The sequence below is a fragment of the Methylocystis sp. S23 genome (assembly GCF_054106005.1).
In genome coordinates, this window is the sequence record NZ_CM134185.1 from 531,852 (window position 1) to 554,142 (window position 22,291).

Annotated in this window: 21 protein-coding genes; 6 read left to right on the forward strand and 15 right to left on the reverse strand. The window is 65.4% G+C overall.

The genetic code is table 11. The features are described 5' to 3' along the window. Positions 1–94 precede the first annotated feature (94 nt). Positions 95–355: a hypothetical protein gene (locus tag ACV7JP_RS02810; protein WP_457797740.1), complete on the forward strand. Its 261-nt coding sequence runs from the start codon at positions 95–97 to the stop codon at positions 353–355. A 50-nt stretch (positions 356–405) separates the two neighbouring features. Here ACV7JP_RS02810 and ACV7JP_RS02815 read toward each other — a convergent pair whose 3' ends face one another. The 12 genes from ACV7JP_RS02815 to ACV7JP_RS02870 form a co-directional block, all read right to left on the reverse strand. After that, a complete protein-coding gene (locus ACV7JP_RS02815; protein WP_457797741.1) occupies positions 406–1,527 on the reverse strand; it encodes a hypothetical protein in 1,122 nt (373 codons plus the stop codon). Further along, positions 1,524–2,444: a flagellar motor protein MotB gene (locus tag ACV7JP_RS02820; RefSeq protein ID WP_457797742.1), complete on the reverse strand. Its 921-nt coding sequence runs from the start codon at positions 2,442–2,444 to the stop codon at positions 1,524–1,526. Before ACV7JP_RS02820 ends, ACV7JP_RS02815 begins: the two co-directional genes overlap by 4 nt. Continuing rightward, entirely contained in the window at positions 2,441–3,052 is a 612-nt protein-coding gene (locus tag ACV7JP_RS02825) for a hypothetical protein (protein ID WP_457797743.1), read from the reverse strand. Before ACV7JP_RS02825 ends, ACV7JP_RS02820 begins: the two co-directional genes overlap by 4 nt. A gap of 8 nt (positions 3,053–3,060) precedes the next feature. Next, complete coding sequence (fliF, locus tag ACV7JP_RS02830) at positions 3,061–4,683, reverse strand: flagellar basal-body MS-ring/collar protein FliF (protein ID WP_457797744.1); 1,623 nt, start codon at positions 4,681–4,683, stop codon at positions 3,061–3,063. A 173-nt stretch (positions 4,684–4,856) separates the two neighbouring features. Further along, the gene (locus ACV7JP_RS02835; protein WP_457797745.1) at positions 4,857–5,744 is read right to left on the reverse strand and encodes a flagellin; all 888 of its coding nucleotides are present in this window, start codon (positions 5,742–5,744) and stop codon (positions 4,857–4,859) included. A gap of 224 nt (positions 5,745–5,968) precedes the next feature. Next, entirely contained in the window at positions 5,969–6,478 is a 510-nt protein-coding gene (locus ACV7JP_RS02840; protein ID WP_457797746.1) for a YchJ family protein, read from the reverse strand. A gap of 319 nt (positions 6,479–6,797) precedes the next feature. Beyond that, entirely contained in the window at positions 6,798–7,031 is a 234-nt protein-coding gene (locus ACV7JP_RS02845; protein WP_457797747.1) for a formate dehydrogenase subunit delta, read from the reverse strand. Continuing rightward, on the reverse strand, positions 7,021–7,848 hold the full coding sequence (gene fdhD / locus ACV7JP_RS02850; protein ID WP_457797748.1) for a formate dehydrogenase accessory sulfurtransferase FdhD: 828 nt from the start codon (positions 7,846–7,848) through the stop codon (positions 7,021–7,023). Before fdhD ends, ACV7JP_RS02845 begins: the two co-directional genes overlap by 11 nt. Next, positions 7,845–10,724 (reverse strand): formate dehydrogenase subunit alpha, encoded by a 2,880-nt coding sequence (fdhF, locus tag ACV7JP_RS02855; protein WP_457797749.1) that lies wholly within the window; start codon positions 10,722–10,724, stop codon positions 7,845–7,847. The genes fdhD and fdhF overlap by 4 nt, the downstream gene beginning before the upstream one ends. A 10-nt stretch (positions 10,725–10,734) precedes the next feature. After that, the gene (locus ACV7JP_RS02860; protein WP_457797750.1) at positions 10,735–12,285 is read right to left on the reverse strand and encodes a formate dehydrogenase beta subunit; all 1,551 of its coding nucleotides are present in this window, start codon (positions 12,283–12,285) and stop codon (positions 10,735–10,737) included. Beyond that, the gene (locus ACV7JP_RS02865; protein WP_457797751.1) at positions 12,282–12,758 is read right to left on the reverse strand and encodes a formate dehydrogenase subunit gamma; all 477 of its coding nucleotides are present in this window, start codon (positions 12,756–12,758) and stop codon (positions 12,282–12,284) included. The genes ACV7JP_RS02860 and ACV7JP_RS02865 overlap by 4 nt, the downstream gene beginning before the upstream one ends. A gap of 128 nt (positions 12,759–12,886) precedes the next feature. Next, entirely contained in the window at positions 12,887–13,786 is a 900-nt protein-coding gene (locus ACV7JP_RS02870) for a LysR family transcriptional regulator (RefSeq protein WP_457797752.1), read from the reverse strand. Positions 13,787–14,249: 463 nt separating this feature from the next. Here ACV7JP_RS02870 and ACV7JP_RS02875 point away from each other — a divergent pair, with 463 nt between their 5' ends. The 5 genes from ACV7JP_RS02875 (at position 14,250) to ACV7JP_RS02895 (ending at position 18,682) form a co-directional block, all read left to right on the forward strand. Further along, complete coding sequence (locus tag ACV7JP_RS02875) at positions 14,250–15,791, forward strand: D-alanyl-D-alanine carboxypeptidase family protein (RefSeq protein WP_457797753.1); 1,542 nt, start codon at positions 14,250–14,252, stop codon at positions 15,789–15,791. Further along, on the forward strand, positions 15,788–16,942 hold the full coding sequence (locus ACV7JP_RS02880) for a CobW family GTP-binding protein (RefSeq protein WP_457797754.1): 1,155 nt from the start codon (positions 15,788–15,790) through the stop codon (positions 16,940–16,942). Before ACV7JP_RS02875 ends, ACV7JP_RS02880 begins: the two co-directional genes overlap by 4 nt. Positions 16,943–17,195: 253 nt before the next feature. After that, positions 17,196–17,963, forward strand: a complete 768-nt coding sequence (locus tag ACV7JP_RS02885; protein ID WP_457797755.1) for a ComF family protein — start codon at positions 17,196–17,198, stop codon at positions 17,961–17,963. 51 nt (positions 17,964–18,014) lie between these two features. Continuing rightward, complete coding sequence (grxC, locus tag ACV7JP_RS02890; RefSeq protein WP_457797756.1) at positions 18,015–18,278, forward strand: glutaredoxin 3; 264 nt, start codon at positions 18,015–18,017, stop codon at positions 18,276–18,278. Between the two features lie 2 nt (positions 18,279–18,280). Continuing rightward, positions 18,281–18,682 (forward strand): DUF1178 family protein, encoded by a 402-nt coding sequence (locus ACV7JP_RS02895; RefSeq protein ID WP_457797757.1) that lies wholly within the window; start codon positions 18,281–18,283, stop codon positions 18,680–18,682. Between the two features lie 178 nt (positions 18,683–18,860). Here ACV7JP_RS02895 and ACV7JP_RS02900 read toward each other — a convergent pair whose 3' ends face one another. The 3 genes from ACV7JP_RS02900 to ACV7JP_RS02910 are packed head-to-tail and all read right to left on the reverse strand — an operon-like array spanning position 18,861 to position 22,268. Beyond that, positions 18,861–19,454 carry a DUF1254 domain-containing protein gene (locus ACV7JP_RS02900; RefSeq protein WP_457797758.1) on the reverse strand — a complete coding sequence of 198 codons (594 nt, stop codon included), beginning with the start codon at positions 19,452–19,454 and terminating at the stop codon, positions 18,861–18,863. Beyond that, positions 19,445–20,032 carry a DUF1214 domain-containing protein gene (locus ACV7JP_RS02905; RefSeq protein ID WP_457797759.1) on the reverse strand — a complete coding sequence of 196 codons (588 nt, stop codon included), beginning with the start codon at positions 20,030–20,032 and terminating at the stop codon, positions 19,445–19,447. The genes ACV7JP_RS02900 and ACV7JP_RS02905 overlap by 10 nt, the downstream gene beginning before the upstream one ends. 13 nt (positions 20,033–20,045) lie before the next feature. Continuing rightward, entirely contained in the window at positions 20,046–22,268 is a 2,223-nt protein-coding gene (locus ACV7JP_RS02910; protein ID WP_457797760.1) for a transglycosylase domain-containing protein, read from the reverse strand. Between the last annotated feature and the right edge of the window lie 23 nt (positions 22,269–22,291).

Genomic DNA, 22,291 nt, shown 5'->3' on the forward strand with positions numbered 1-22,291 from the left:
CGCTATCCAGGCGCTCGACAGCTTGGCGAGCAGCGCCCAACGGGGCGTCGTCTCGCGAAGGAAAAGACGGAGCGACGGCGCGGCGTGTGTCCATTTGCGCGGCCTGCGCTCCGATCGCGTCGCCCGCGCGTATCGCCGCCGCGACCGGCGCCTCCTCTTGCAGCGCGGGAGGGGCCGCGGCGATCGTCCCATAGACAAGGAGCGGCCCTTGAAACGCGGTCTCATTTCCTGGCGCGGAAGCAACATCGTGTCGATGGTCTTCGATCCGCGCGCCCCTTTCGCCGTCGGCGACGCTGCGAATCATTCGCGCAAAATTCTGTCCTTCCGCAGCAGTCTGCTCGGCCGGGCCCTGTAGCGGATTTGCGCGCAGGCGAGACGAATATCCGACCGCTTCCTCTAAGGGATTCATTGGCGACCCGCCCGTTTCAAGAGTTCGTCCGCTTGCGCGAGCGCCCTGCGCGCATTCTCCGCCATTTCAGATTTTTCCTCTTCGACCGCGTCGTCGCCAGTTTGATTCCTATTGTCGGATGGCGCCTCCAGCTTCGCGCCGACGCTCGCCGCAAGCTCGACAAGCTCGATGTCTTCCGGGGGAAGCCCGGCGGTCTCCAAAGCGCGAAGCGCGGAGAAGCTCCTTCTGTCTTCGAGCGCGGACAGGACCGTGCGATATGTCTTGATGCGCCGCTCGACGGAAGCGCCGGGAATGTCCTTTGTCGCCATTTCGATCGCCTTTTCGGCTTCTTCGAACTCCCCCGCCAGCAAGGCGCGGCGCGACAATGCGAGATAAAGATCCGCACGTTCGCCGGTCGGCGCCTTGTCCAATACGACAGCGAAGCGCGAAGCGAGCAGGGAAGATGTCGGAACGCCGCGCGCGATGGCGGGAAGCAGCGCCCAGAAGTGGCGCGCAAAAGGCGAAGATGCATATTTTGACGCGTAGCGCACCGCGAGGAGGCCGAGTTTCTCCGCGTCGCGCACCGGATCGAGAATCGATATTTCGCGTCTTAACGCGGCCTCCTCGACGAGCGATCCCGGCATGAGAAGACGAGCGAGATCGAGAAGGGCGATCGCCCGCGCATTGTCCGTCCCGATGAGAAGTCCCGCCTGAACGAGCGCGAGATGGCCCCCGAGCGCCGGCGGGTATTGCCGCGCGTCGAAATGCATGAGCGCATTCGTCGCGGCGGCGTCGCCGTCGGCATATTGAAGACTTGCTTCGAGGAGCGCGGAAAGAGTCTCATTGACGCGGCTCGATCGGACGAGGTCGCGAACTTTTCCCGGCGCGCCGCCGCATAGGAGATAGATGATCGCCGCGCGCGCATTGCGCTCGTCGGACAAGAGCGGCGCGTCCGCCTTGGAGATCGACCGCTCGATCAGATCGAATTGTCGCGCCGCCTGCTCGCGCGCCGCCGCATCGCCAAACGCCATGCGGCTCTGCATCGAATTGAGGTCGCGCACCATATCGGCGAATGGCTGCGCATGCGCTTCCATGGCGACGATGGAAAGAAGCAGCATGATCCAGCCGGCGCGTCTCACGGCTCGGCCCCTCGCAACAGAATCTCGATGCGTCTATTGACCGGCGCGAGAGGATCTTTGGGCGTCTTGAGACGGCGCTCGGCGTAGCCGACGATTCGGCCGATGCGTTGCGCGGGCAGGCCGCCGCGCATCAGCATATAGTTCACGACGATCGCGCGGTCGCTCGAAAGACGCCAATTATCGTAGCTTCTGCCGGAATATGAGCGCCCATCCGTGTGCCCCCGCAATTCGACCTCGCCGCGCCGCGCCGCCAGTATCTTTCCGATCTGGCCGATGATGCGCACGAGCTGCGGACGCGGCTCGATGGAGCCGACGGCGAACATCGAGAAATTCGCGTCATCCGTCAGACTGATCAAGAGGCCGTCCTCGCCTTGCTTCACCTCGACTTTGGGGGCCCGGATCTCCCGCGCGGCGATGCGCTCGATTTCCGTTTGAAGCGCATTCGCGGCCTTTGCGTCGCCTGCGGCCGCGCCCGGAGGCGCGAGGCTTTTCGGCATACGATCGAAAGGATCGCGCGGCGCGTCTTGCGGCGGCGCCGGCGCGCGCTCATGCGCCGCAATTTCATCAAGAGCCTTCATGGGCTCGCTGTGCAGCGCCCCCTCTTTTTCGCTCGGCCGCTCCTCTCGCAGGGAGTCCGCATTCTCGCTCGGCTGCGGACTTTTCCCTTCGCCCTTTTGCGTGGGATCGCGAAGCCCCTTATGGGCGGAGGTGGCGTCGACAAGCTGAATTGGATTGAAATACTGGACGATCGCCGCCTTCGTTTCCTTTGATGACGAGTTAATGAGCCACATGACCAGGAAGAAGGCCATCATTGCGGTCATGAAATCCGCGAAGGCGAGCTTCCAGACGCCGCCGTGATGCTCTTCCTCGTCCTCTCCGCGCTTGCGCCGGATGATCGTCGGCGTCTCCTCGATCATGCCTCGTCGATTCCCGAATTTGTCAGTTGTCGCCGCCAAGCGCGCAGTCGCGTCTGGATCCTTGTCGCCGATAGATCGACGCTGACATCGACGGCGTCGGATTGGGTCTTTTCGATTGCGATCGCCTCGGCGTGGAGGGCGAGAGCCACCTTTTCGATGAGTTCGCCGGGGCCCGCGAGCTTGAGGACCGGCGCTCTTTCATCCGCGAGGACCCGGCGGACGGCATGCACGAGCTCGTCGATCGCTTTCTCGGCCACCAGCCGCGATATGACGGGCGTGAGGACGCGCGCAATATCGGCGCGAAGCTCGGCAAGCGCCGCCTCCAGCGTCTGCTTCAGAAAAAGGCTGACTTCGCGGGCTTCTTCTCCGTTCCATTGCTCGCGCGCGAGAAGCATTGCCTGCTCATGCGCTTTTCGCTCCGCCGCCATGCGCATGTCGAAAGCCTCCTCGAACTCGCGACGAAGGGAGTCGGCGTCGATCTCGGGCGCCGCCCGCGTCTCGCCGGCGCCGCTTTCCATTTCTTTCGCGTCGTCGGGCGGCAGGACGGCGTCCGGCGGCGCGATCGTGTCGAAACATTGCAGATAGGCCGAGATATTGTGAATCGTCATGGCGTGTCTCAGGATCGCATCCATTGCTTCATCACCGCAGCGGCTTGCGCGTCGTCCTTTTCAATGAGCTGTTCGAGGCGCCGCCGCGCGCTTTCTTTCGTGGCGCTGAGGGCCTCCTCGATGAGGCTCTGGCCAGGATTGGCGAGAAGCGGAGTCATGTCCTTCGCCGCGGCGTCGAGCGCCAGGGGCGGCGCCTGCGCGATGAGCGGCGGCGGCTCCAATCGTTCAGATGACTCTTTGGCGAGAAGGGCGCGCCGCGCCGGCGCAAGCCCGAAAACGACGACGAGCGCGGCGATGGCGATCGCCGTCAATGCGTTGATAAACGCGCCGAGATGGCTGCCGAGCGTCGCGATGAAACCGGGATTTTCGACGGGGCCGATCTCATGCTCGTTGAACATGAAATCGACGGCCGTCACCTTGAGCATGTCGCCGCGCTCCTTTTTGAGTCCGGCCGCCGAAAATACGAGCTGCTCGATCTCCTTCAGACGCGCATCGACGAGCTCCGGCTTCGGAGCCTCCTTTCCGGGTTCGGAAAATGCGGATTTGTTGACGAGCACGGCGACGGAAAGATGTTCGACGTTGTAACCGCCGCTCACGGTCGTGACGGTCTTCGAGGACAATTCGAAATTGGTGAGCTCCTCGCTTTTCTTGCTCTCGTCGGTCGATCGCTTGCCGTCAGCGTCGCCTGCATTGTTTTGCGGAATATTGCGCTCGACGCTCGTCGTCTGCGCGTTGCTGGAATTTTGCGATTGTGCGCTTTCCTTCACCGTCCTGATCGAGCGCTCGACCCGCGAGTCGGGGTCGAAGATCGTTTCACTGATCTGCTTCCGATCCGTATTGATGCGCGCGCGCACGCTCACCTGGAAATTGGGCAAACGCAGATAAGGCGTGAGCGTGCGGCGGATATTGTCCTGAATGTCCTTGGCGATATTCTTTTCAAGCGTCAGCGTCTTTACTGGAATCGCGTCTGTCGCTTCGCCGTCCGACGACGAGAGAATCATGCCGTCGGTGTTGAGCACGGTGACCTGGTCGACCGTCATGCCCGGCAGCGACGAGGCGACGAGATGGCGAATGGCCTGGGCCGCGCTCGAATCGTCCGGGCCTTCCGTGCGGATGACGACCGATGCAGAAGGCGATTGCTTGGCGCGGCGGAACGAACCTTCGTCGGGCATGACGATATGGACGCGCGCCGCCTTCACGCCCCGAATGAGCTGAATCGTGCGCGCGAGCTCGCCCTCCAGGGCGCGCACCCGCGTGACTTCCTGCATGAAGGAGGTGAGGCCCAGGGCGCCGACCTTGTCGAAGAGCTCATAGCCGGCATTGGCGCTTTGCGGGAGTCCGCGCTCCGCGAGAAGCATGCGCGCCTGCGCGGTTTGGCCATAGGGAACCGAAACGACGCTTCCCTCCGGATTGACGTCGAAAGGAACGCCCGAGGACTTCAACGCGGCGCCGATGCGGCTCACATCCTCGCGGTCGAGTCCGGCGTAGAGCGTCTCGAAATTCGGCCGCGACAAATAGTAAGCGGCGACGGAGACGACCGCGACGACGAGCGCGAATGTCAAGCCGAGCGCGGCGAGCTTTCTCGCGCCGAGCGCCATGAGATTTTCGAAAAGAGCGTTGAGTCGATTCATGACGAAGTCGCGAAAGCTCCCTGCTGGCTTTCGCACGACACTCGTCGCATTGGCTTGCGCGAGCGTTGCGTCTCGATGCCCAAGCCATTTCTTAACAAATGGTTAACGGCAGGACCGCCATCAAAGGGAGGGCCGCGCCTGCGATGGCGCGGCCCGACGCCGCAAGGGAAGCCTTACTGGAAAAGCTTCAGAATCATCTGGGCGTTCTGGTTCGCGATCGACAGAGACTGAACGCCGAGCTGCTGCTGCGTCTGCAGCGCCTGCAGTCGCGTGGAGGCTTCGTTCATATCGGCGTCGACGAGCGAGGAAACGCCGGTGGTGAGCGCGTCCCTCATCGTCTTGATGAAGTCGTTCTGCTGCGACACGCGGGTCTGCGTGGCGCCGATCACCGAGGCGTAATCCGTAAGATCGGCGATCGCCTTGTCGGCGTTCGACAGCGTATCGGCGATGACGGCCGCGCCGAGGTCCGCGGCGGCGAGCGCGGTGAAATTCGTCGCAGCCGCGGCGCCGGTCGCCTGCGCGGCTTCCAGCTTGCCCGTGCCGCCCGCATTGACGAGATCGACGATCGTGAGATCGATCGTGCCCACGGTGGAGGCGGCCGTGCCGCCGCCGTCATTGTAGGAGGCGATGAATTTCAGCGAGCCGGTGCGAGACCCGTCGGTGACGTTGATGCCGGTGAAGGTGGCGGAAGAGACGACGCTCTTCAACTGCTCGCCGAGGGCTTTCAGATTCGTCAAAATTTTCGCTTGGTCGGCGCCGGGCTGCTGGGCCTGCGCGACAGCCGCCTTGATGTCGTTCATCACGGTCAGTGCGCTCTTCACCGCGGCGTTGGCGACGTTGAGCACGGAATTTGCGCCGGCGAGCGAGTCGCTGATCGTCGAAAGCACGCCCTTGTCGGACTTCATCACCTCGGCGATGGCCCAGGTGGAGGCGTTGTCCGCGGCGCTCGAAATCTTGAGTCCGGTGGAGATTTCCTTCTGAGTCGTATTGAGCGACGCCTGCGTCATGCGCAGCGACTGAAGCGCGGTGATGGCGGAGGGGTTTACAAGAATGCTGGACATGTTTCGTCGATCCCTTGTGGAACTTGGAACTGTAAGGGACATACCGGTGTTGCGCCGGTTCGACGGAAGTGGCGTCATGCCGCGGGCCTTGCCCGTCCGAAGCTCTCGTCGATCACGATCGATGCGTGTCGCTCTGATCGACGCCGCAACCTTACAGGAAGGCGCGGACATTGCGCAGGACTTTGGCGGAACGCGCTTAAGGAAGCGTTAAATCGGCGTCCGCCTCACGCGGCGGCGCCGCAGCACTTCTTGTATTTCTTGCCGGAGCCGCAGGGACAGGGATCGTTGCGGCCGGGCTGCCTGCCTTTCACGATCGGCTCGTTCCTGCGATTGGCCTCTTCCTGGAAACGCCAGCGGCCGTCGATCTTCCTGAACAGCGAGCGCTCGCGATGATCATAGCGCTGGCCTTCATTGACGAAACTCGCGACGAATTCGACATAGCCGCTATCGTCGCCCTCCTTCCCCGCTTCGGTCGAGAGCACGTCGAGGCCGAGCCATTGCGATTGACGCGCCCAATGCGTAATGGCCTTGCGATCGAAATCGTGACGCGTGTCGGGCGCGAGCGTTTCGTGCAGATAATCGATGTCGCCATGGACGAAGGCCGTGTAGCGCGAGCGCATGAGCGCCTCCGCAGTCGGCGGGGCCTTGCCCTCCTCAAGATAGAGCTTGCAGCAATCGGCATAGTCGCGCTTGTCGGCGTCGGTTACGCGGCAGGGACAGATCGCGTCGGTCATGCTCGGCTCGTTTCTCGATTGGGTCTGCGAATGCGGAACGCGACGAAAAGGACTCGGCCTTTGCGAGACGCGCTCTGGAGTCGGTCGATATTCCTGCGGTCAAGCGGCTCGCTTGGCGCCGCGATCCAAGCGACGGGACAAAGCGCGCCCGCCACATTTGGGCGCATGCGAAAAGAACGGCGCCGCTCTCGGCGCGCTTCTCTTTCTTCCTACGGAGCGCGCCATGAAAATGCGGAACCGGCTCTTCGCGAGCAGCATGCTCTAAACCTGGATCGCTGATTTTATTGTGGCCGCCGATTTCGTCCGATCGCGGCGCGATCTAGGCCGCGCCCTTCGCCTTTTCCGCGTCGAGGAGCTTCACCGCCTCGATCGCGACGGGGGCGAGGCCCGCGCCGCCATGTTTCACGTGCTCGGCGATCGTCGCGCGCATATGAGGCTCCCAGAACTTGCGGAGATGCTCAGCCATGCCGGCCGCGCCGCTCTTTTGCGGGGCGAAAAATGAGCCGATCTGGTTGGCCATTTTCACGAGCTTTTCGACTGAATCATGCGACATTTTGGGAGACCTGTTCGAGGATGCGTCCTGGATGGGTGAAGATTTCGAAGTCGCGGCCCCGCATCACGGCCACGAGCGTCATACCGCATTTTTCGGCGCTGCGAACCGCCAAAGCCGTCGGCGCCGACACGGCCGCGATAATGGGGGCGCCGATGCGCGCCGCCTTTTGGACGAGCTCGACGGAAACCCGGCTCGTCATCAGCACGACTCCCTGCGACGCCGCAAGGCCCTGCCGCGCCAGCGCGCCGGCAAGCTTGTCGAGCGCATTATGACGGCCGACATCCTCGCGCACGACAAGCGCGCCGGAGGATGGATTCCAGAAGGCGGCGGCGTGTACGGCGCGCGTTTCCTGATTGATTCTTTGCAGGCCGGGCATGCGGTCCATCGCCTCGATGAGGCCTTCCGCGCGCACGGTCAGCGCATTGTCGAGCGCCGGCAGTTCGCGCGTCGCCGCCTCCAGGCTCTCTATGCCGCAGAGGCCGCAGCCGGTCGGTCCCGCCATTGAGCGCCTGCGCGCCGCATAGGCTTCCTGACGGCCGCCGCCGAGCCATGTCCGCAATTCGACGCCGGCGTCGGTCGCGACGATCTCGACCTCGCCGACGTCCTGGGGAATATCCGCCAAACCCTCGGTGATGGCGAAGCCGACGGCGAAATCCTCGAGGTCGGCGGGCGTGGCCATCATCACCGCATGGGTGGAGCCGCCATAGGTGAAGGCGATCGCCGTCTCCTCGGGGATCACGCGAGAAGAACGCGCCGTCACATCGTGACGGCGCGCCTGGCAATCCACTCTCAAAGTCGGCGACGGGAGTTCTGTCATTCCGCCGCGTCGATCGTGCTCGCGATGCGGCGGCTCTGTTCCGTCAGCTCGCGATATTGCTGCTGCCACTCGGTCGGACCGTTGCTGGTCGAGACCTGCACCGCCGTGACCTTGTATTCGGGGCAGTTGGTGGCCCAATCCGAATTGTCGGTCGTGACGACATTGGCCTGCGTCGTCGGGTGATGGAAGGTCGTGTAGACGACGCCGGGCGCGACGCGATCGGTGATCAGCGCGCGCAGGGTCGTTTCGCCGGCGCGGCTCGCCACCTTCACCCAATCGCCGTCGCGAACGCCGCGATCTTCCGCGTCATGCGGGTGGATTTCCAGAATATCCTCCGGATGCCACTGGCTGTTCTCGGTGCGGCGGGTCTGGGCGCCGACATTGTACTGCGACAGGATGCGCCCGGTCGTCAGCAGCAGCGGGAAGCGCGGGCCGACCTTCTCGTCGGTCGGCACATATTCGGTGATGACGAACTTGCCCTTGCCGCGCGCGAAGCCGTCAATATGCATGATCGGCATGCCGTCCGGCGCGTCGTCATTGCATGGCCACTGAACGGAGCCGACCTCGGCGAGACGGTCGAAAGACACGCCCGCGAAGGACGGGGTCAGACGCGCGATCTCATCCATGATCTGGCCGGCGTGGGTATAGTTCCAATCCAGGCCCAGCTTGTTGGCGAGGAGCTGCGTGACCTCCCAGTCCGCATAGCCGTTCTTCGGGCTCATCACCTTGGTGACGCGCTGAATGCGGCGCTCGGCGTTGGTGAAGGTGCCGTCCTTCTCGAGGAAGGTCGCGCCCGGCAGGAAGACATGGGCGTAGTTCGCCGTCTCGACCAGGAAGAGGTCCTGGACGATGACGATGTCCATATTGGCCAGCGCGCGGGAGACGTGGCTCGTGTCGGGATCGGACTGCAGAATGTCCTCGCCCTGCACATAGAGGCCCTTGAAGCGTCCCTCGATCGCCGCGTCGAACATGTTGGGAATGCGCAGGCCCGGCTCCGGATCGAGCTCGACGCCCCAATCCTTCTCGAAAGCCTTGCGGGCTTCGTCATTGGAGATGTGGCGATAGCCCGGCAGCTCGTGCGGGAACGAGCCCATGTCGCAGGAGCCCTGCACATTGTTCTGGCCGCGCAGCGGGTTCACGCCGACGCCGCGCCGGCCGAGATTGCCGGTCGCCATGGCGAGATTGGCGATGCCCATGACGGTCGTCGAGCCCTGTGCGTGCTCGGTGACGCCGAGGCCGTAATAAATAGCCCCATTGCCGCCCGTGGCGTAGAGGCGGGCCGCCGCGCGGATGTCGGCCGCCGGAACGCCCAGCGTCGCTTCGAGCGCCTCGGGGCTGTATTGCGGCTGCGACACGAAGGCCGCCCAGTCTTGATATTCGTCCCAGTCGCAGCGCGCCTTGACGAAGTCGAGATTGGCGAGCCCCTCCGTCACGATGACATGCGCGAGCGCCGTCACCATCGCGACATTGGTGCCGGGTTTGAGCGGCAGATGATAGTCCGCCCGGATATGGGGCGAGCGCACGAGGTCGATGCGGCGCGGATCGACGACGATCAGCTTCGCGCCGTCGCGCAGCCGCGCCTTCATGCGCGAGCCGAAGACCGGATGCGCGTCCGTCGGATTGGCCCCGATGACCAGAATGACGTCGGCGTCGTCGACCGAGTCGAAATCCTGCGTGCCGGCCGAGGTGCCGAAGGCCTGGGCGAGGCCGTAGCCGGTCGGCGAATGGCAGACGCGGGCGCAAGTGTCGGTGTTGTTGTTGCGGAAGCCCTGGCGCGCGAGCTTCTGGACGAGATAGCTTTCCTCATTCGTGCAGCGCGACGAGGTGATCACGCCCACCGAGTTCTTGCCGTATTTCTCCTGCGTCGCCTTCAGACGGTCGGCGGCGAAGGCGATCGCCTCGTCCCACGAGACTTCGCGCCACGGCTCGGCGATCGTCTCGCGAATCATCGGCTTGGTGATACGGTCGCCATGCATGGCGTAGCCATAGGCGAAACGGCCCTTGATGCAGCTATGGCCGTGATTGGCCTTGCCGTCCTTCCAGGGAACCATGCGGACGACTTCCTCGCCGCGCATCTCGGCCTTGAAGGTGCAGCCGACGCCGCAATAGGCGCAGGTCGTGATCTCGCTATGCTCCGGCTGGCCGATGGCGATGACCGACTTCTCGGTCAGCGTCGCGGTCGGGCAGGCCTGCACGCAGGCGCCGCAGGAGACGCATTCCGACTCCATGAAGGCTTCGTCCATGCCGGGCGAAACGCGGGAATCGAAGCCGCGGCCGGAAATCGTCAGCGCGAAGGTGCCCTGCACTTCCTCGCAGGCGCGCACGCAGCGATTGCAGACGATGCATTTGGACGGGTCGTAAGTGAAATAGGGGTTCGACTCGTCCTTGGGCTTCCAGTTGAAATTCGCCTCGCCATTGTTGCGGGCGAAAACGTGGTTGGAGCCGTCATAGCCGTAACGGACGTCGCGCAGGCCCACGGCGCCGGCCATGTCCTGCAGCTCGCAATCGCCATTCGCCGCGCAGGTCAGGCAGTCGAGCGGATGGTCGGAAATATAGAGCTCCATGACGCCGCGGCGGATGGCGGCGAGGCGCGGCGTCTGGGTCTTCACCGAGATGCCCGGCGCGACCGGCGTGGTGCAGGAGGCCGGCGTGCCGTTGCGGCCCTCGACCTCGATCACGCAGAGGCGGCAGGAGCCGAAGGCCTTGATGCTGTCGGTGGCGCAGAGCTTCGGGATTTCCGTCCCGGCCTCCATCGCCGCGCGCATGATGGAGGTGCCCTCCGGAACCGTGACGCTTCGACCATCGATGGTCAGGGTGACCAGCTTCTCGGACCTGGACTCTGGAGTCCCGTAATCTGTCTCTTTGATAAGCGTCATGGCGGCTACCTCACTCAGCGGCTTCAAGGGCCGGCTTGCGGAAGTCTTCTGGAAAATGTCGGAGCGCGCTCTCGACCGGATAGGGCGCGAAGCCCCCCAACGCACACAATGAGCCAAATTTCATCGTGTGACAGAGGTCTTTCAGAAGCTCGATATTCTTCTCGACGTCCCGGCCATCGCGGATCTTGTCGATCGTCTCCACGCCGCGAGTCGAGCCGATGCGGCACGGCGTGCATTTTCCGCAGCTTTCGATGGCGCAGAACTCCATGCCGAAGCGCGCCATCCAGAGCATGTCGATCGTGTCGTCGAAAACGACCAGGCCGCCATGGCCGATGAGGCTGTCCTTGGCGGCGAAGGCTTCGTAGTCAAAGGGAAGATCGAACAGCGACACGGGCACATAGGCGCCCAGCGGTCCGCCGACCTGCACCGCCTTCACCGGACGGCCGGACCGGGTCCCGCCGGCGATGTCGTTGACAATCACGCCGAGCGGAATGCCGAAATCGGTTTCGAACAGGCCGCCATATTTGACGTTGCCGGCGATCTGCAGCGGCATGGTGCCGCGCGAGCGGCCGACGCCGAGATCGGCGTAATGCTGCGCGCCCTTCTCCAGGATCATCGGGATCGTCGCCATGGAGAGGACGTTGTTGACGACCGTCGGCTTGCCGAACAGGCCGACATGGGCCGGCAGCGGCGGCTTGGCGCGCACGATGCCGCGCTTGCCCTCGAGCGATTCAAGCAGCGAGGTCTCCTCGCCGCAGACATAGGCGCCGGCGCCGATGCGCAGCTCGACGTCGAAGTCGAAACCCGAGCCTTGGATGTTCCGGCCGAGCCAGCCCGCCTCGCGCGCCTTCTCGATCGCCGCCTGGAAGACCTTGGCGACGACCGGATATTCGGAGCGCAGATAGACATAGCCCTTGGAGCCGCCGATCGCGTAGCCGCAAATGATCATGCCTTCGATCAGCGAGAGCGGATCGCCCTCCATGATCATGCGGTCGGCGAAGGTGCCCGAGTCGCCCTCGTCGGCGTTGACGACCACATATTTCTGCCCGGGCGCGCAATCGGCGACCGTCTTCCACTTGACGCCCGTCGGGAAGCCGGCGCCGCCGCGGCCGCGCAGGCCCGATTTGGTCACTTCCTCGACAATGGCGGCGGAGCCGATTTCAAAGGCGCGCTTCAGGCCCTTGAAGCCGCCATGGGCCTCATATTCGGGGACCGAGAGCGGATCGATGACGCCGCAGCGGACGAAGGTGACGCGGTTCTGGCGCTTCATCCAGGGATGCTCGTCGACGATCCCGATATTCAGCGGATGCGCGCCGCCCGTCAGGAAGCCCGCGTCGAAAAGCGAGGCGACGTCCTTCACTTTGGCGGACCCATAACCGACACGGCCCGCGGGAGTCTCCACCTCGATCAGGGGCTCGAGCCAGAGCATTCCACGCGAGCCGTTTCTCACGATCTCGATTTGCTGGCCGCGGGCGGCGGCCTCTTTCGCTACGGCCTCGGCGAGGCGGTCGGCGCCCATCGCCACGGCGGCCATGTCCAGCGGAATATAGATCTTGGTCATTTGCGCTTCGCCTCCTCGACCAGCTCGTCGAGCGTCGCGGCGTCGACCACTCCAATCGGCTCCCCGTCATATAGAGCGGAGGGGCTGTGAGCGCAGAGACCGAGGCAGTAGACCGGCTCGACCGTCAGGGAGCCGTCGGGGGTGGTCTGGCCCCACTCCAATTTGTGGCGGGCGAGGAATTCGTTCGCCTGTCTCTCCGCGCCCATCGACTGGCAGGATTCGGCGCGGCAGATCTTCAACTGATGGCGGCCATGGGGGGCGCTATGGAAGTCGTGATAAAAGGTGACGACGCCATGCATTTCGGCGCGGCTGACATTCAGCGCATTCGCCATTTCCTTCACGGCCGATTCGGGAACGCAGCCGAATTCAGCTTGAAGCGCATGCAATATGGGCAAAGCAGGTCCTTCGAGGCCCATATGGGCCGCAATGATCTCCCGCGCCCGCTCGTCGCTATAAGGAGCAGCGCCAGCCATTTCTTTCCTCGCTTTGGGGCGTCGAGCTCAAGACAAGCGCCCTTTCATTGGTTTTATTCCAATGACAGTGCCGGAAATCCCGCCCCTGATCAATACCGTCCCGGCCGTTGCGTCATAGGTCTTGCCTATCAATCGGCCAGTCTGCCGCTTTCCGCGAGCGCTTTTGCCTCTGCAACGAGCGCGCCAACGAGCGGAATGACCGGGTCGCGCAGCGGCGCGACGAGGCCGATTTCATACCCCGCCTCCGGCTCGACGATCGGAATGGAGCGCAGCGGCGCCTCGGTTCCCAATGTTTTTGCGAGCTTTTCCGGAAGGATCGTCGCCCATCGGCCGGATTTCACATGATCATAAAGCAGAATCACCGAATTCGATTCGAGAATCGGCGCGGGCTCCGCCCCTCCGGAGCCGATCAGCCGCTCCACGATGCGCCGATTCTGCATGTCGGGCGTCAAAAGGCAGAGATCGATGCGCCCGACCTCCGCCCAGCTCACGCGCTCGCGATCGCCCAGCGGGTTTTCGGCCGCCGTCAACAAACGGTAACGTTCCGAACAAAGCGGCACGGTTCGGACACGGCCCAGCGGCTCATTGTCGAGATAGGTGATTCCGGCGTCGATCTCGAGATTGTCGAGCATGGCCAGCACCTCCGTCGAGGAGGCCGAGACGACCTTGAAGCGGACATGGGGATGCTTGTCGCGATAGGGCGTGGTGAGGGCGGAGACGATCCCCTCCGCCGTCGGGATGACCGCGATCTTGAGCTGCCCCGAGAGGCCCTCGCGCAGGGTGCGCACCTCCTGCCGCATGGCGCGGGCGTCGCCGACGATGCGCTTCGCCCATTCCAGCACCCGCTCGCCCTCGGCCGTCAGGCCGTGGAACCGCGAGGAGCGGTTGACGAGCAGCACGCCGAGCGAATCCTCGAGCTGCTTGATGCCGGCGGAAAGCGTGGGCTGGGTGACGCCGCAAAGCTCCGCCGCTCGGGAGAAGCTCTTCTCGCTCGCGACGGTGATGAGAAATTCGAGTTTGTCGATCACTTCGAAGCGTTCCGTTGCGCGCCGAGGCCGGGACGGCGCCTGCGGCTTTGCGGAAACCGGAGGCTCGCCGAAACGCCAGCTTTGACCGCACGCTACGCCAGGACCGTCTTTCCGCGCGGAGCAGGCTTATCACATCCCGGCGCCAAAAGCCCGAAAAATTAACGGGAAACGCGCGCGGCGGCGCGGCCGACGCCGGTTCCGTTTGACTCCTCGGCGCGCCCCGTCATCGCAAGGAGGCGAAGCCGTCGCGGCAATCCGGGAGCCGCTTCTCAGGCGCTTTGGATTGCTTCGCCTTCGGCTCCCCGCGACGCCGCGAGCCTTGTCGCGAAGATTGCCGCCCGGCCACGTTCGAGCCGGGTCTGGAGACCGCCACAATTTGCCCATATTTGAACCGTTTCGGGATGGGCAGTATGCTTTTTGCTACGCCTTTCCCGGCGGCGCGGCCATAAAGAGACCTTTGCCCATGACGAAGATGAAGCGATTTGTCCGCCTCGGCGCCTTCGCGTCATGTCTCGCCTCGGCGCTCGGCGCGCCCTTCGCCTCGGTCGCGCAAGCGACGCCCTCCCTCGTCATCGACGTGGCGTCGGGCTCCGTGCTCGCGCAGGATCAGGCGACGGCTTCCTGGTATCCGGCCTCGCTCACCAAGCTGATGACGGCCTATGTCGCGCTCGAAGCGGCGCGCGCCGGGCGGCTCGCCATGGACACGCCGCTGATGGTGTCGCCGCGCGCGACGCGCATGGCGCCCTCCAAGATGGGCTTTCGCGTGGGCCAGGAAGTCACCCTGCAAAACGCGCTCATCATGCTGATGGTGAAATCGGCCAATGATATCGCGGTGACGATCGCCGAGGGCGTCTCCGGCTCGGTCGAGGCTTTCGCCGACGAGATGAACGCCGCGTCGCAAAAGCTCGGCATGACCCAGTCGGTCTGGGTCAATCCCAACGGCCTTCCGGATTCGCGCCAGGTGACCTCGGCGCGCGATCTCGCGATTCTGGGCCGCGCGCTCTATCTGCAATTCCCGGAATATTCCAATCTCTGGAACATCGGCGCGATGCAGATCGGCGGGAAAGTCCATCCGACCCATAACGGCCTGCTCGGCCGCTATCCCGGCGCCGACGGCATGAAGACGGGCTTCACCTGCCCGGCCGGCTTCAATCTCGTCGCCTCGGCGACGCATGGCGGCCAGCGGCTCATCGCCGTGGTGCTCGGCGCGCCGTCGGCGGCGGCCCGGACGGCCAAGGCGGCGGCGCTGCTCGACCGCGCCTTCCAGACCGGCGGCGCCCAGGGCTCGCTCGCTTCTCTCGCCAGCGCCGGCCCGACCGCCGCGCCCGACATGCGCGACAGCGTCTGCCGCAACCGCGGCGCGGCGACGGCCGAGTTCATGAACGAGGTCGAGGACATGTCGATTCCCGTCGGCTCCGCGCCGACCGGCATCCCGCTTCTCGACGCCGTGGGCGGCGCCCAGCAGTCGATCAGCGTCAAGGACATCGCCCGCCTGCCGCGTCCGCATTTCGAGCCCGTGCAGGTCTTCGCCGGCCGTGCGCCGGGCTATGTCGGGCCCGTGGCCCGCGCCCGAGCGCCGGGGGCGCCGATCGGCGAGCAGACGGACCTCGCGGCCTACGCCAACGCCGAGCCGACGGGGGGCGAGGCCTCGCCGATCAGCAAGGCGGCGCCGGACGCGGTGAGCCTGCGCAAGGGCAAGCGCGCCAGGCGCGGCGGCGCGATCGCGGCGTTGCCGGCCCCGGCGTCGGTCGACAGCATCGTGCAGGACGACGCCGCGCCCGCCGCGAAGCCCGCCAAGGGCAAGGCCAGGCCGGCGCCCGCCAAGCAGGCGGCGAAGCCCGCCCCCGACAAAAGCGCGCCGGCGAGGGTCGCCTCCAAAATCCCGGCCGCCGCCCCGGCCAATTCCGCCACGGGCAAGCCTGCCGCGGGCAAGTCCGCCGATAAGCCCAAGGCGCCCGTCAAGGCGCAGGCCGCCAACAAGCCGCAGCAGGTCAAGACGCAGTGAGCGACAGTTCCCCGGCGGCGGCCCGCCGCCCGCCGCCGCCCATTCCGCTGACGGTGCTGACGGGCTTTCTCGGCGCCGGCAAGACCACATTGCTGAACAAGCTCCTCGCCAGCCCCGAGCTGTCCGATACGCTCGTCCTCATCAACGAGTTCGGCGAGATCGGCCTCGACCATCTCTTCATCGAGAAGATCGACGGCGACATGGTGATGATGAGCTCGGGCTGCGTCTGCTGCACGATCCGCGGCGAGCTCGTCAGCGCGCTCGAGGACCTGCTGCGCCGCCTCGACAATGGCCGCATCAAGCCTTTCCGCCGCATCGTGCTGGAGACGACCGGACTCGCGGATCCGGCCCCGATCCTCCACACGATCATGAATCACCCCTATCTCGTGCTGCGCTTCCGGCTCGACGGCGTGGCGACGGTTGTCGACGCAATTAACGGCGAGGCGACGCTCGACGCGCATGAGGAGGCGGTGAAGCAGGCGTCCGTCGCCGACCGCCTCGTCCTCACAAAGACCGACCTCTCCGAGGGCGCCGCGAAGGCGTCGAGCCTGAAGGCGCGGCTCGCGGCGCTGAATCCCGGCGCGCGCATTCTGGACGCGGCCGAAGCGACGCCCGCGGCGCTGCTCGATTGCGGCCTCTACGATCCCGCCGCCAAAACGCCGCGCGTGCGCGAATGGCTCAATGCGGAGGCGGTCGAAAACGCGCCGCGCCACGATCACGACCATGGCCATCATCACGATCATGGCCATCATCACGACGTCAACCGTCACGACGACCATATCCAGGCCTTCTGCCTGACGGGCGACGCGCCTTTCACTCCGCCCTCCTTCGACATCTTCATCGATCTGCTGCGCCATACGCATGGGCCGCGCCTGTTGCGCGTGAAGGGGATCGTCGCGCTCTCCGACGAGCCGGGGCGGCCGGTCGTCATTCACGGCGTGCAGCACGTCTTCCACCCGCCGCACCGGCTCGACGCCTGGCCCGACGACGACCGCCGCACGCGCATCGTCTTCATCGTGAAGGATCTCGACCGCAAATTCGTCGAGGGACTTTACGCGGCGCTCGTTCACATGCCCGCCGTCGATACGCCCGACGCCGAGGCGCTGGCGAATAATCCGCTGGCGCCGGCGCGGGGCGGGCTGCTGGGATAAGCGCCCACATCTCCGACCTTCGTTCACCCACGAGGCCGCAGCCTTGCCGTCATTGCGAGGAGCGAAGCGACGCGGCAACCAGAGCAATATTGACGACGCTTGATCGCGCCGCAATGGAGAGACAGGCCGTTTGCGGAAAGCCTCGATCGAGTCTTGAGCGCGCGTCTCGCGAAAAGCCGACTTTTTCGCCGCGCGGCTCTGGATTGCTTCGCTATGCTCGCAATGACGCCGGAGCCGCGCATATACTGCTCGGATGCAGGTTGCGCCCTTTCGCCGTTTCTCGGACACCGCCCGCCGCGCCGGCGCCTTTCTGCTCGACCTCGTCTATCCCCCCTGCTGTCTCGTCTGCCGCAAGGCGGTGGCGGCGCATGGGGCGCTTTGCGCCGCCTGCTGGCGGGAGATCGCCTTCATCGAGCGGCCCTTTTGCGAGCGGCTGGGCACGCCTTTCGAGCAGGACCTCGACCAGCCGGGCCTGATTTCGCCCGAGGCCGCCGCCAATCCGCCGGTTTTCCGTCGCGCCCGGGCGGTCGCGCGCTACGACAGCGACAAGGCGCGCTCGCTCGCCCATCGGCTCAAATATCACGACAGGCTCGAGCTTGCCGGGCCGATGGGGCGCTGGATGGCGCGCGCAGGCGCGGATATTCTCGCGGAGGCCGATCTGCTCGTTCCCATCCCCCTTCACCGCCTGCGCCTCGCCGCCAGGCGCTTCAACCAATCGGCCGAGCTGGCGCGCGTCGTCTCCCGCGAATGCGGCGCCCCCCTCGAAACGCAGGCGCTCTCGCGCGTGAAGGCGACGGCGCCGCAAGTCGGGCTTTCCCGGGCCCAGCGGGCGGTCAATCTTTCGGGCGCCTTTCGGATCGAGCCCGAGCGCGCCGCGCGGATCGAGGGCCGGAACGTCGTGCTCATCGACGACGTGCTCACCACCGGCGCCACCGCCAACGCCGCGGCGCGCGCCCTGCTGAAGGCGGGCGCCGCGCAGGTCGATCTCCTCGTCTTCGCGCGGGCCGTGACAAGCGCGTGACATCCAGCGTATAAGCGCCGCGGCGAAAATCCCGATTCAGGTGGCGACCGGATGGCGCGGATCGAAATCTACACTACCCCGACCTGCCCTTATTGCATCGCAGCCAAAAAGCTCCTGACGCAAAAAGGCGCGGCCTTCGAGGAGATCAGCGTCGCGGGCGATCCGGAAGGGCGCGCGGCGATGACCGCACGCGCCGGCGGCCGCGCCACCGTCCCCCAGATTTTCGTCGATGGGCGTCATATTGGCGGCTGCGACGACCTCTATGCGCTGGACGGAGAAGGCGGCCTCGACCCGCTTCTCGCCGCGGAGGCCTGAGCATGATGCATTACACGCTGGTCTGCGACGGCGGACATGATTTCGACGGCTGGTTTCGCGACAGCGCGACTTTCGAGAGCCAATGCCGGCAAGGCCTCGTCTCCTGCCCTTTCTGCGCCTCGACCAATGTCGCGCGCGGCGTCATGGCGCCGCATGTGGCGCGTGGCGGCCGCGAGGACGACGCCCAGCGGCTGCGCATGATGATCCGCGAGCTGCGCGAAAAAGTGGTCGCGGGAACCGAGGATGTCGGCGACAGCTTTTCCGAGGAAGCGCGCGCCATTCAGGACGGCGACGTCGAAAGGCGGCCGATCCGCGGCCGCGCGACCTTTGAGGAAGCCAAGGCCCTGCTCGAGGACGGCATCGAAATTTTGCCGATCCCCGGCCTGCCGAACGAAGGCAACTGAAGCGGGCGCCCGCCCTACCTTGACGAAGCTCTGGATTGCTTCGCTGCGCTCGCAATGACGGTCAAGCCGGCTTACGCGCCGTCATTGCGAGGAGCGAAGCGACGAAGCAATCCAGAGCCGCAATGACGCGCCATCATCGCCTTGCTCAAATAACGACCGCATGAACAGGCGACGAGCGCTAATCCTTCGGCGGATCGAAACGCTCGCATGTCACGGCGGCGAGCCGCTCTCTTGCGCGCGCCTGATCCGACGGGCGCTTGGCCAGGGAACGCACGAGCACAAAGCCGTGCTTCGTCGGCGCGGTGATGCGCACCTCCTGCGGCGGCGCCTCCTCGCTCGCGCCTTGCAGCGCGTCGATCTGCCGCGCGTCGCCGATCACAATGTCGATCTTGCCCTTGATGGCGGCGCGGTCGGTGATGGCGTGAAACATGCGGCCCGCCAGCCCGTGGAAGGACAAGGCGAGATAGTCTTCGCCATCCGCGACGGCGGCGACGCGCAGCATGCCTTTGCCGAGATCATAGACGCAGACGGCCTCGGCGAAGGCCGGGTCTTCGAAAGGCAGCGGCTCCGCGCCCGGCGCCATTGGCGGCAATAGGAAGATCTTGTTGGCCGGCGCCCCGCCCATGGCGGAACGAACCCGCGCATAGGCGTCGCGCGGGGCGACGGCCGGCATCAGCAGCACCGAGACGATATGCACGACGCCCGCAATCAGCAGCGTCGCCGCCGCCCAAGGCAGATAATCGAAGAAACGGTCGGGAAGCGTCAGGCGCACTTCAGTTTCACTATTTTTGGAAAGCTGGCGGGATCGGGATGCGCGTCCGTGTCGAGCGGCGTGTCGTAGAGACGCAGCATGACGACGAAGCGGCGCGTCTCGCCCGGCGACAGCCAATTGCCGGCGCGGGCGTTGCGGGCGAGGACGATCTCGAAAGCGCCGCCCTCCCGGCGCAACACGTCGACGGATGAAAAACCGTAGCGGCCCGCCGGATTGTCGATGAGCGCGCCCGTGGGAGTCGCGAGCGACAGGGTCCAGAAGCGCGCCGCGGGAAGCGGATCGACGATGCGATATTCGCAGGCGCCGTCGAGCGGCGCGCCGTCTGAATCGTCGCTTGCGACGAAGGCGAGTCCCTGGTCGCGCCCGAGCGGCGCCTCGCCCGAGCGCGCGACGACGGCGCGGGCGTAAGGATCGATCTCGGCGCCGCCGATGGAGGGCCAGGCCGTCCAGGGGCCGGCGCGCAGCGGATCGAAGCCGTAGCCGGAGTTGAGGGAAAACAAGGTCGCGAGCAGGCCGAGCGCGAGCCCGCCGATCATGACGGAGCCCGCGCGGAGATATTTGGCGTAAGGGCGGTTCATCTCGCGCTCCCCGCTACTCGACCGCGCCGATCGTCGGGAAGGCGTTCCGGTCCGGCCGCTGTGCGATCGTCGCCGGCGCGGCGTTCGAGCCCTGCCTTCCGGGACCGGCCGTCTTCGCCTTCTTCTCGATCGACTCCAGCGCCTGCACCGCGCCCTTGGAGAGCGTCGCCGGACGCTGCGGCGCGCCGAGCTCGATCGCCTTCGCGCCATTGGCGCCGCCCGCCGCGACGTCGGGCTTGGCCTCCGGCTTCAGGCCGACGATGGGCTTCAGCGCCACGCCCTGATGCGCATAGGCCATGACGTCGTGCCAAGTGCCCGCGGGCAGCGTGCCGCCGGTCATGTTGTTCATCGGATCATTGTCGTCATTGCCGTACCAGACGCAGCCGCCCATCGTGCCGGAATAGCCGCAGAACCAGGCGTCCTTATAGCCGTTGGTGGTGCCCGTCTTGCCGATGACGTCGATGCCGTCGCCGAGCTGGGCGCGCCTGCCCGTGCCTTCCTCGACGACCTTCTTCATCATGCCGGCGAGATCGACGATCTTCTCGTAAGGCAGCGCCTGCTGCGGCGGCGGCGCGTCGCGATCATGGCGGTAGAGAAGATCGCCCTGGCGGTTGCGGATCTCGATCGCCGCATAGGGGATCGTGCGCTTGCCGCCATTCACGAAGGCCGCGTAGGCGGCGGAATGTTCGAGCAGGATCACGTCGCTCTGCCCGACCGGCAAAGAGGGCGTGTCCTCGAGCGGCGTCGTGATGCCGAGCTTGCGGCAGGTCTCGATGATCCTGGCGCGGCCGATGCGGGAGTCGCCATTGCCGATCGCCTGCGACAATTGGATCGCGACCGTATTGAGCGACTTCGCCAAGGCCATGGCGAGCGGCATGGAGCCCGCATAGCCGCCGCTGTAATTGTGAACGCAGTAATTGCCGATGCAGGTCGGACGGTCCGTGACGATGGTCGTCGGCTTGAATCTGCCGGTCATCAGCGCCGTCAGATAGACATAAGGCTTGAAGGACGAACCGGGCTGGCGCGAGCCGTCCGTCGCGCGGTTGAACTGGCTCGCGCCGTAATCGCGCCCGCCGATAATGGCGCGCATCGCGCCGTCGGGCTCCATCACCACCATCGCCGCCTGCTTCACGTGGTAGGAGCGGCCCTGCTCACGCAGATTCTTCTCGATCACTTCCTCGGCGCGCTTCTGCACATTCGAGTCGAGCGCGCTGCGCACGGTCAGCACGCGATTGTCGCCGAGCTTGCCGCTCGCCGCGAGCTTGCGTATCTCGCTATAGGCGTAGTCGAGATACCAGTCCGGGCTCTCCTGCCGCTGGCGATCGACCGGCGTCGCGGGGCTGCGCTGCGCGGCGATGATCTGGCTCTCGCTCATGAAGCCGGCGTCGACGAGATTGTTGAGCACGTCATTGGCGCGGGCGCGGGCGGCCGGCAGATTGTTGTGCGGCGCATATTTCGTCGGCGCCTTGAAGAGGCCGGCGAGCATGGCGGCCTCGGCGAGCGAGACCTCCTTCACCGATTTGCCGAAATAGAACTCGGCCGCCGCCTGGATGCCGAAGGCGCCGCCGCCCATATAGACGCGATCGAGATAGAGCTTCAGGATTTCGCGCTTGGTGAGATGATGCTCCAGCCACAGCGCGAGAAAGGCCTCGTTGATCTTGCGCGTGATCGTGCGCTCGTTGGAGAGAAACAGATTCTTGGCGAGCTGCTGCGTGATGGACGAGCCGCCCTGCACCACGCCCGACGAGCGCGCATTCACGGTAAGGGCGCGCGCGGTGCCGATGACGTCGATGCCGAAATGCTCGTAGAAGCGGCGGTCCTCCGTCGCGAGCACGGCCTTGATCAGATAATCCGGATATTCCTCGAGCGGCACGGCGTCGTCATGCTTGATGCCGCGCTGGCCGACCTCATTGCCGTAGCGGTCGAGAAAGGTGACGGCGAGATCGGTCTGCTTCAGCCAGTCGCCCTCGCTCGTCATCTGGAAGGCGGAGCCGGCAAGCGCGAGCAGAACAATGAGCCCGCCAAGTCCGAGCGTGAGGCCCTCGCAGGCGACCTCCACCGCGACCCGGGCCGGCCCCGAGACATGGAAGCGCTCCATATAGGTGGAGAAATCCTCGTAAAGCTCGCGCGAGCGCCTCTGGCCGTCGAACACGCTCGAATCGATGAGCGCGTCCGTCGAGAGCAGAATGCGCCTGATGCGCTTGATGAAAGGCGAGGACGTAAAACGCTCGAACAAGGCTCGCAAACTCCCCCGCGGGC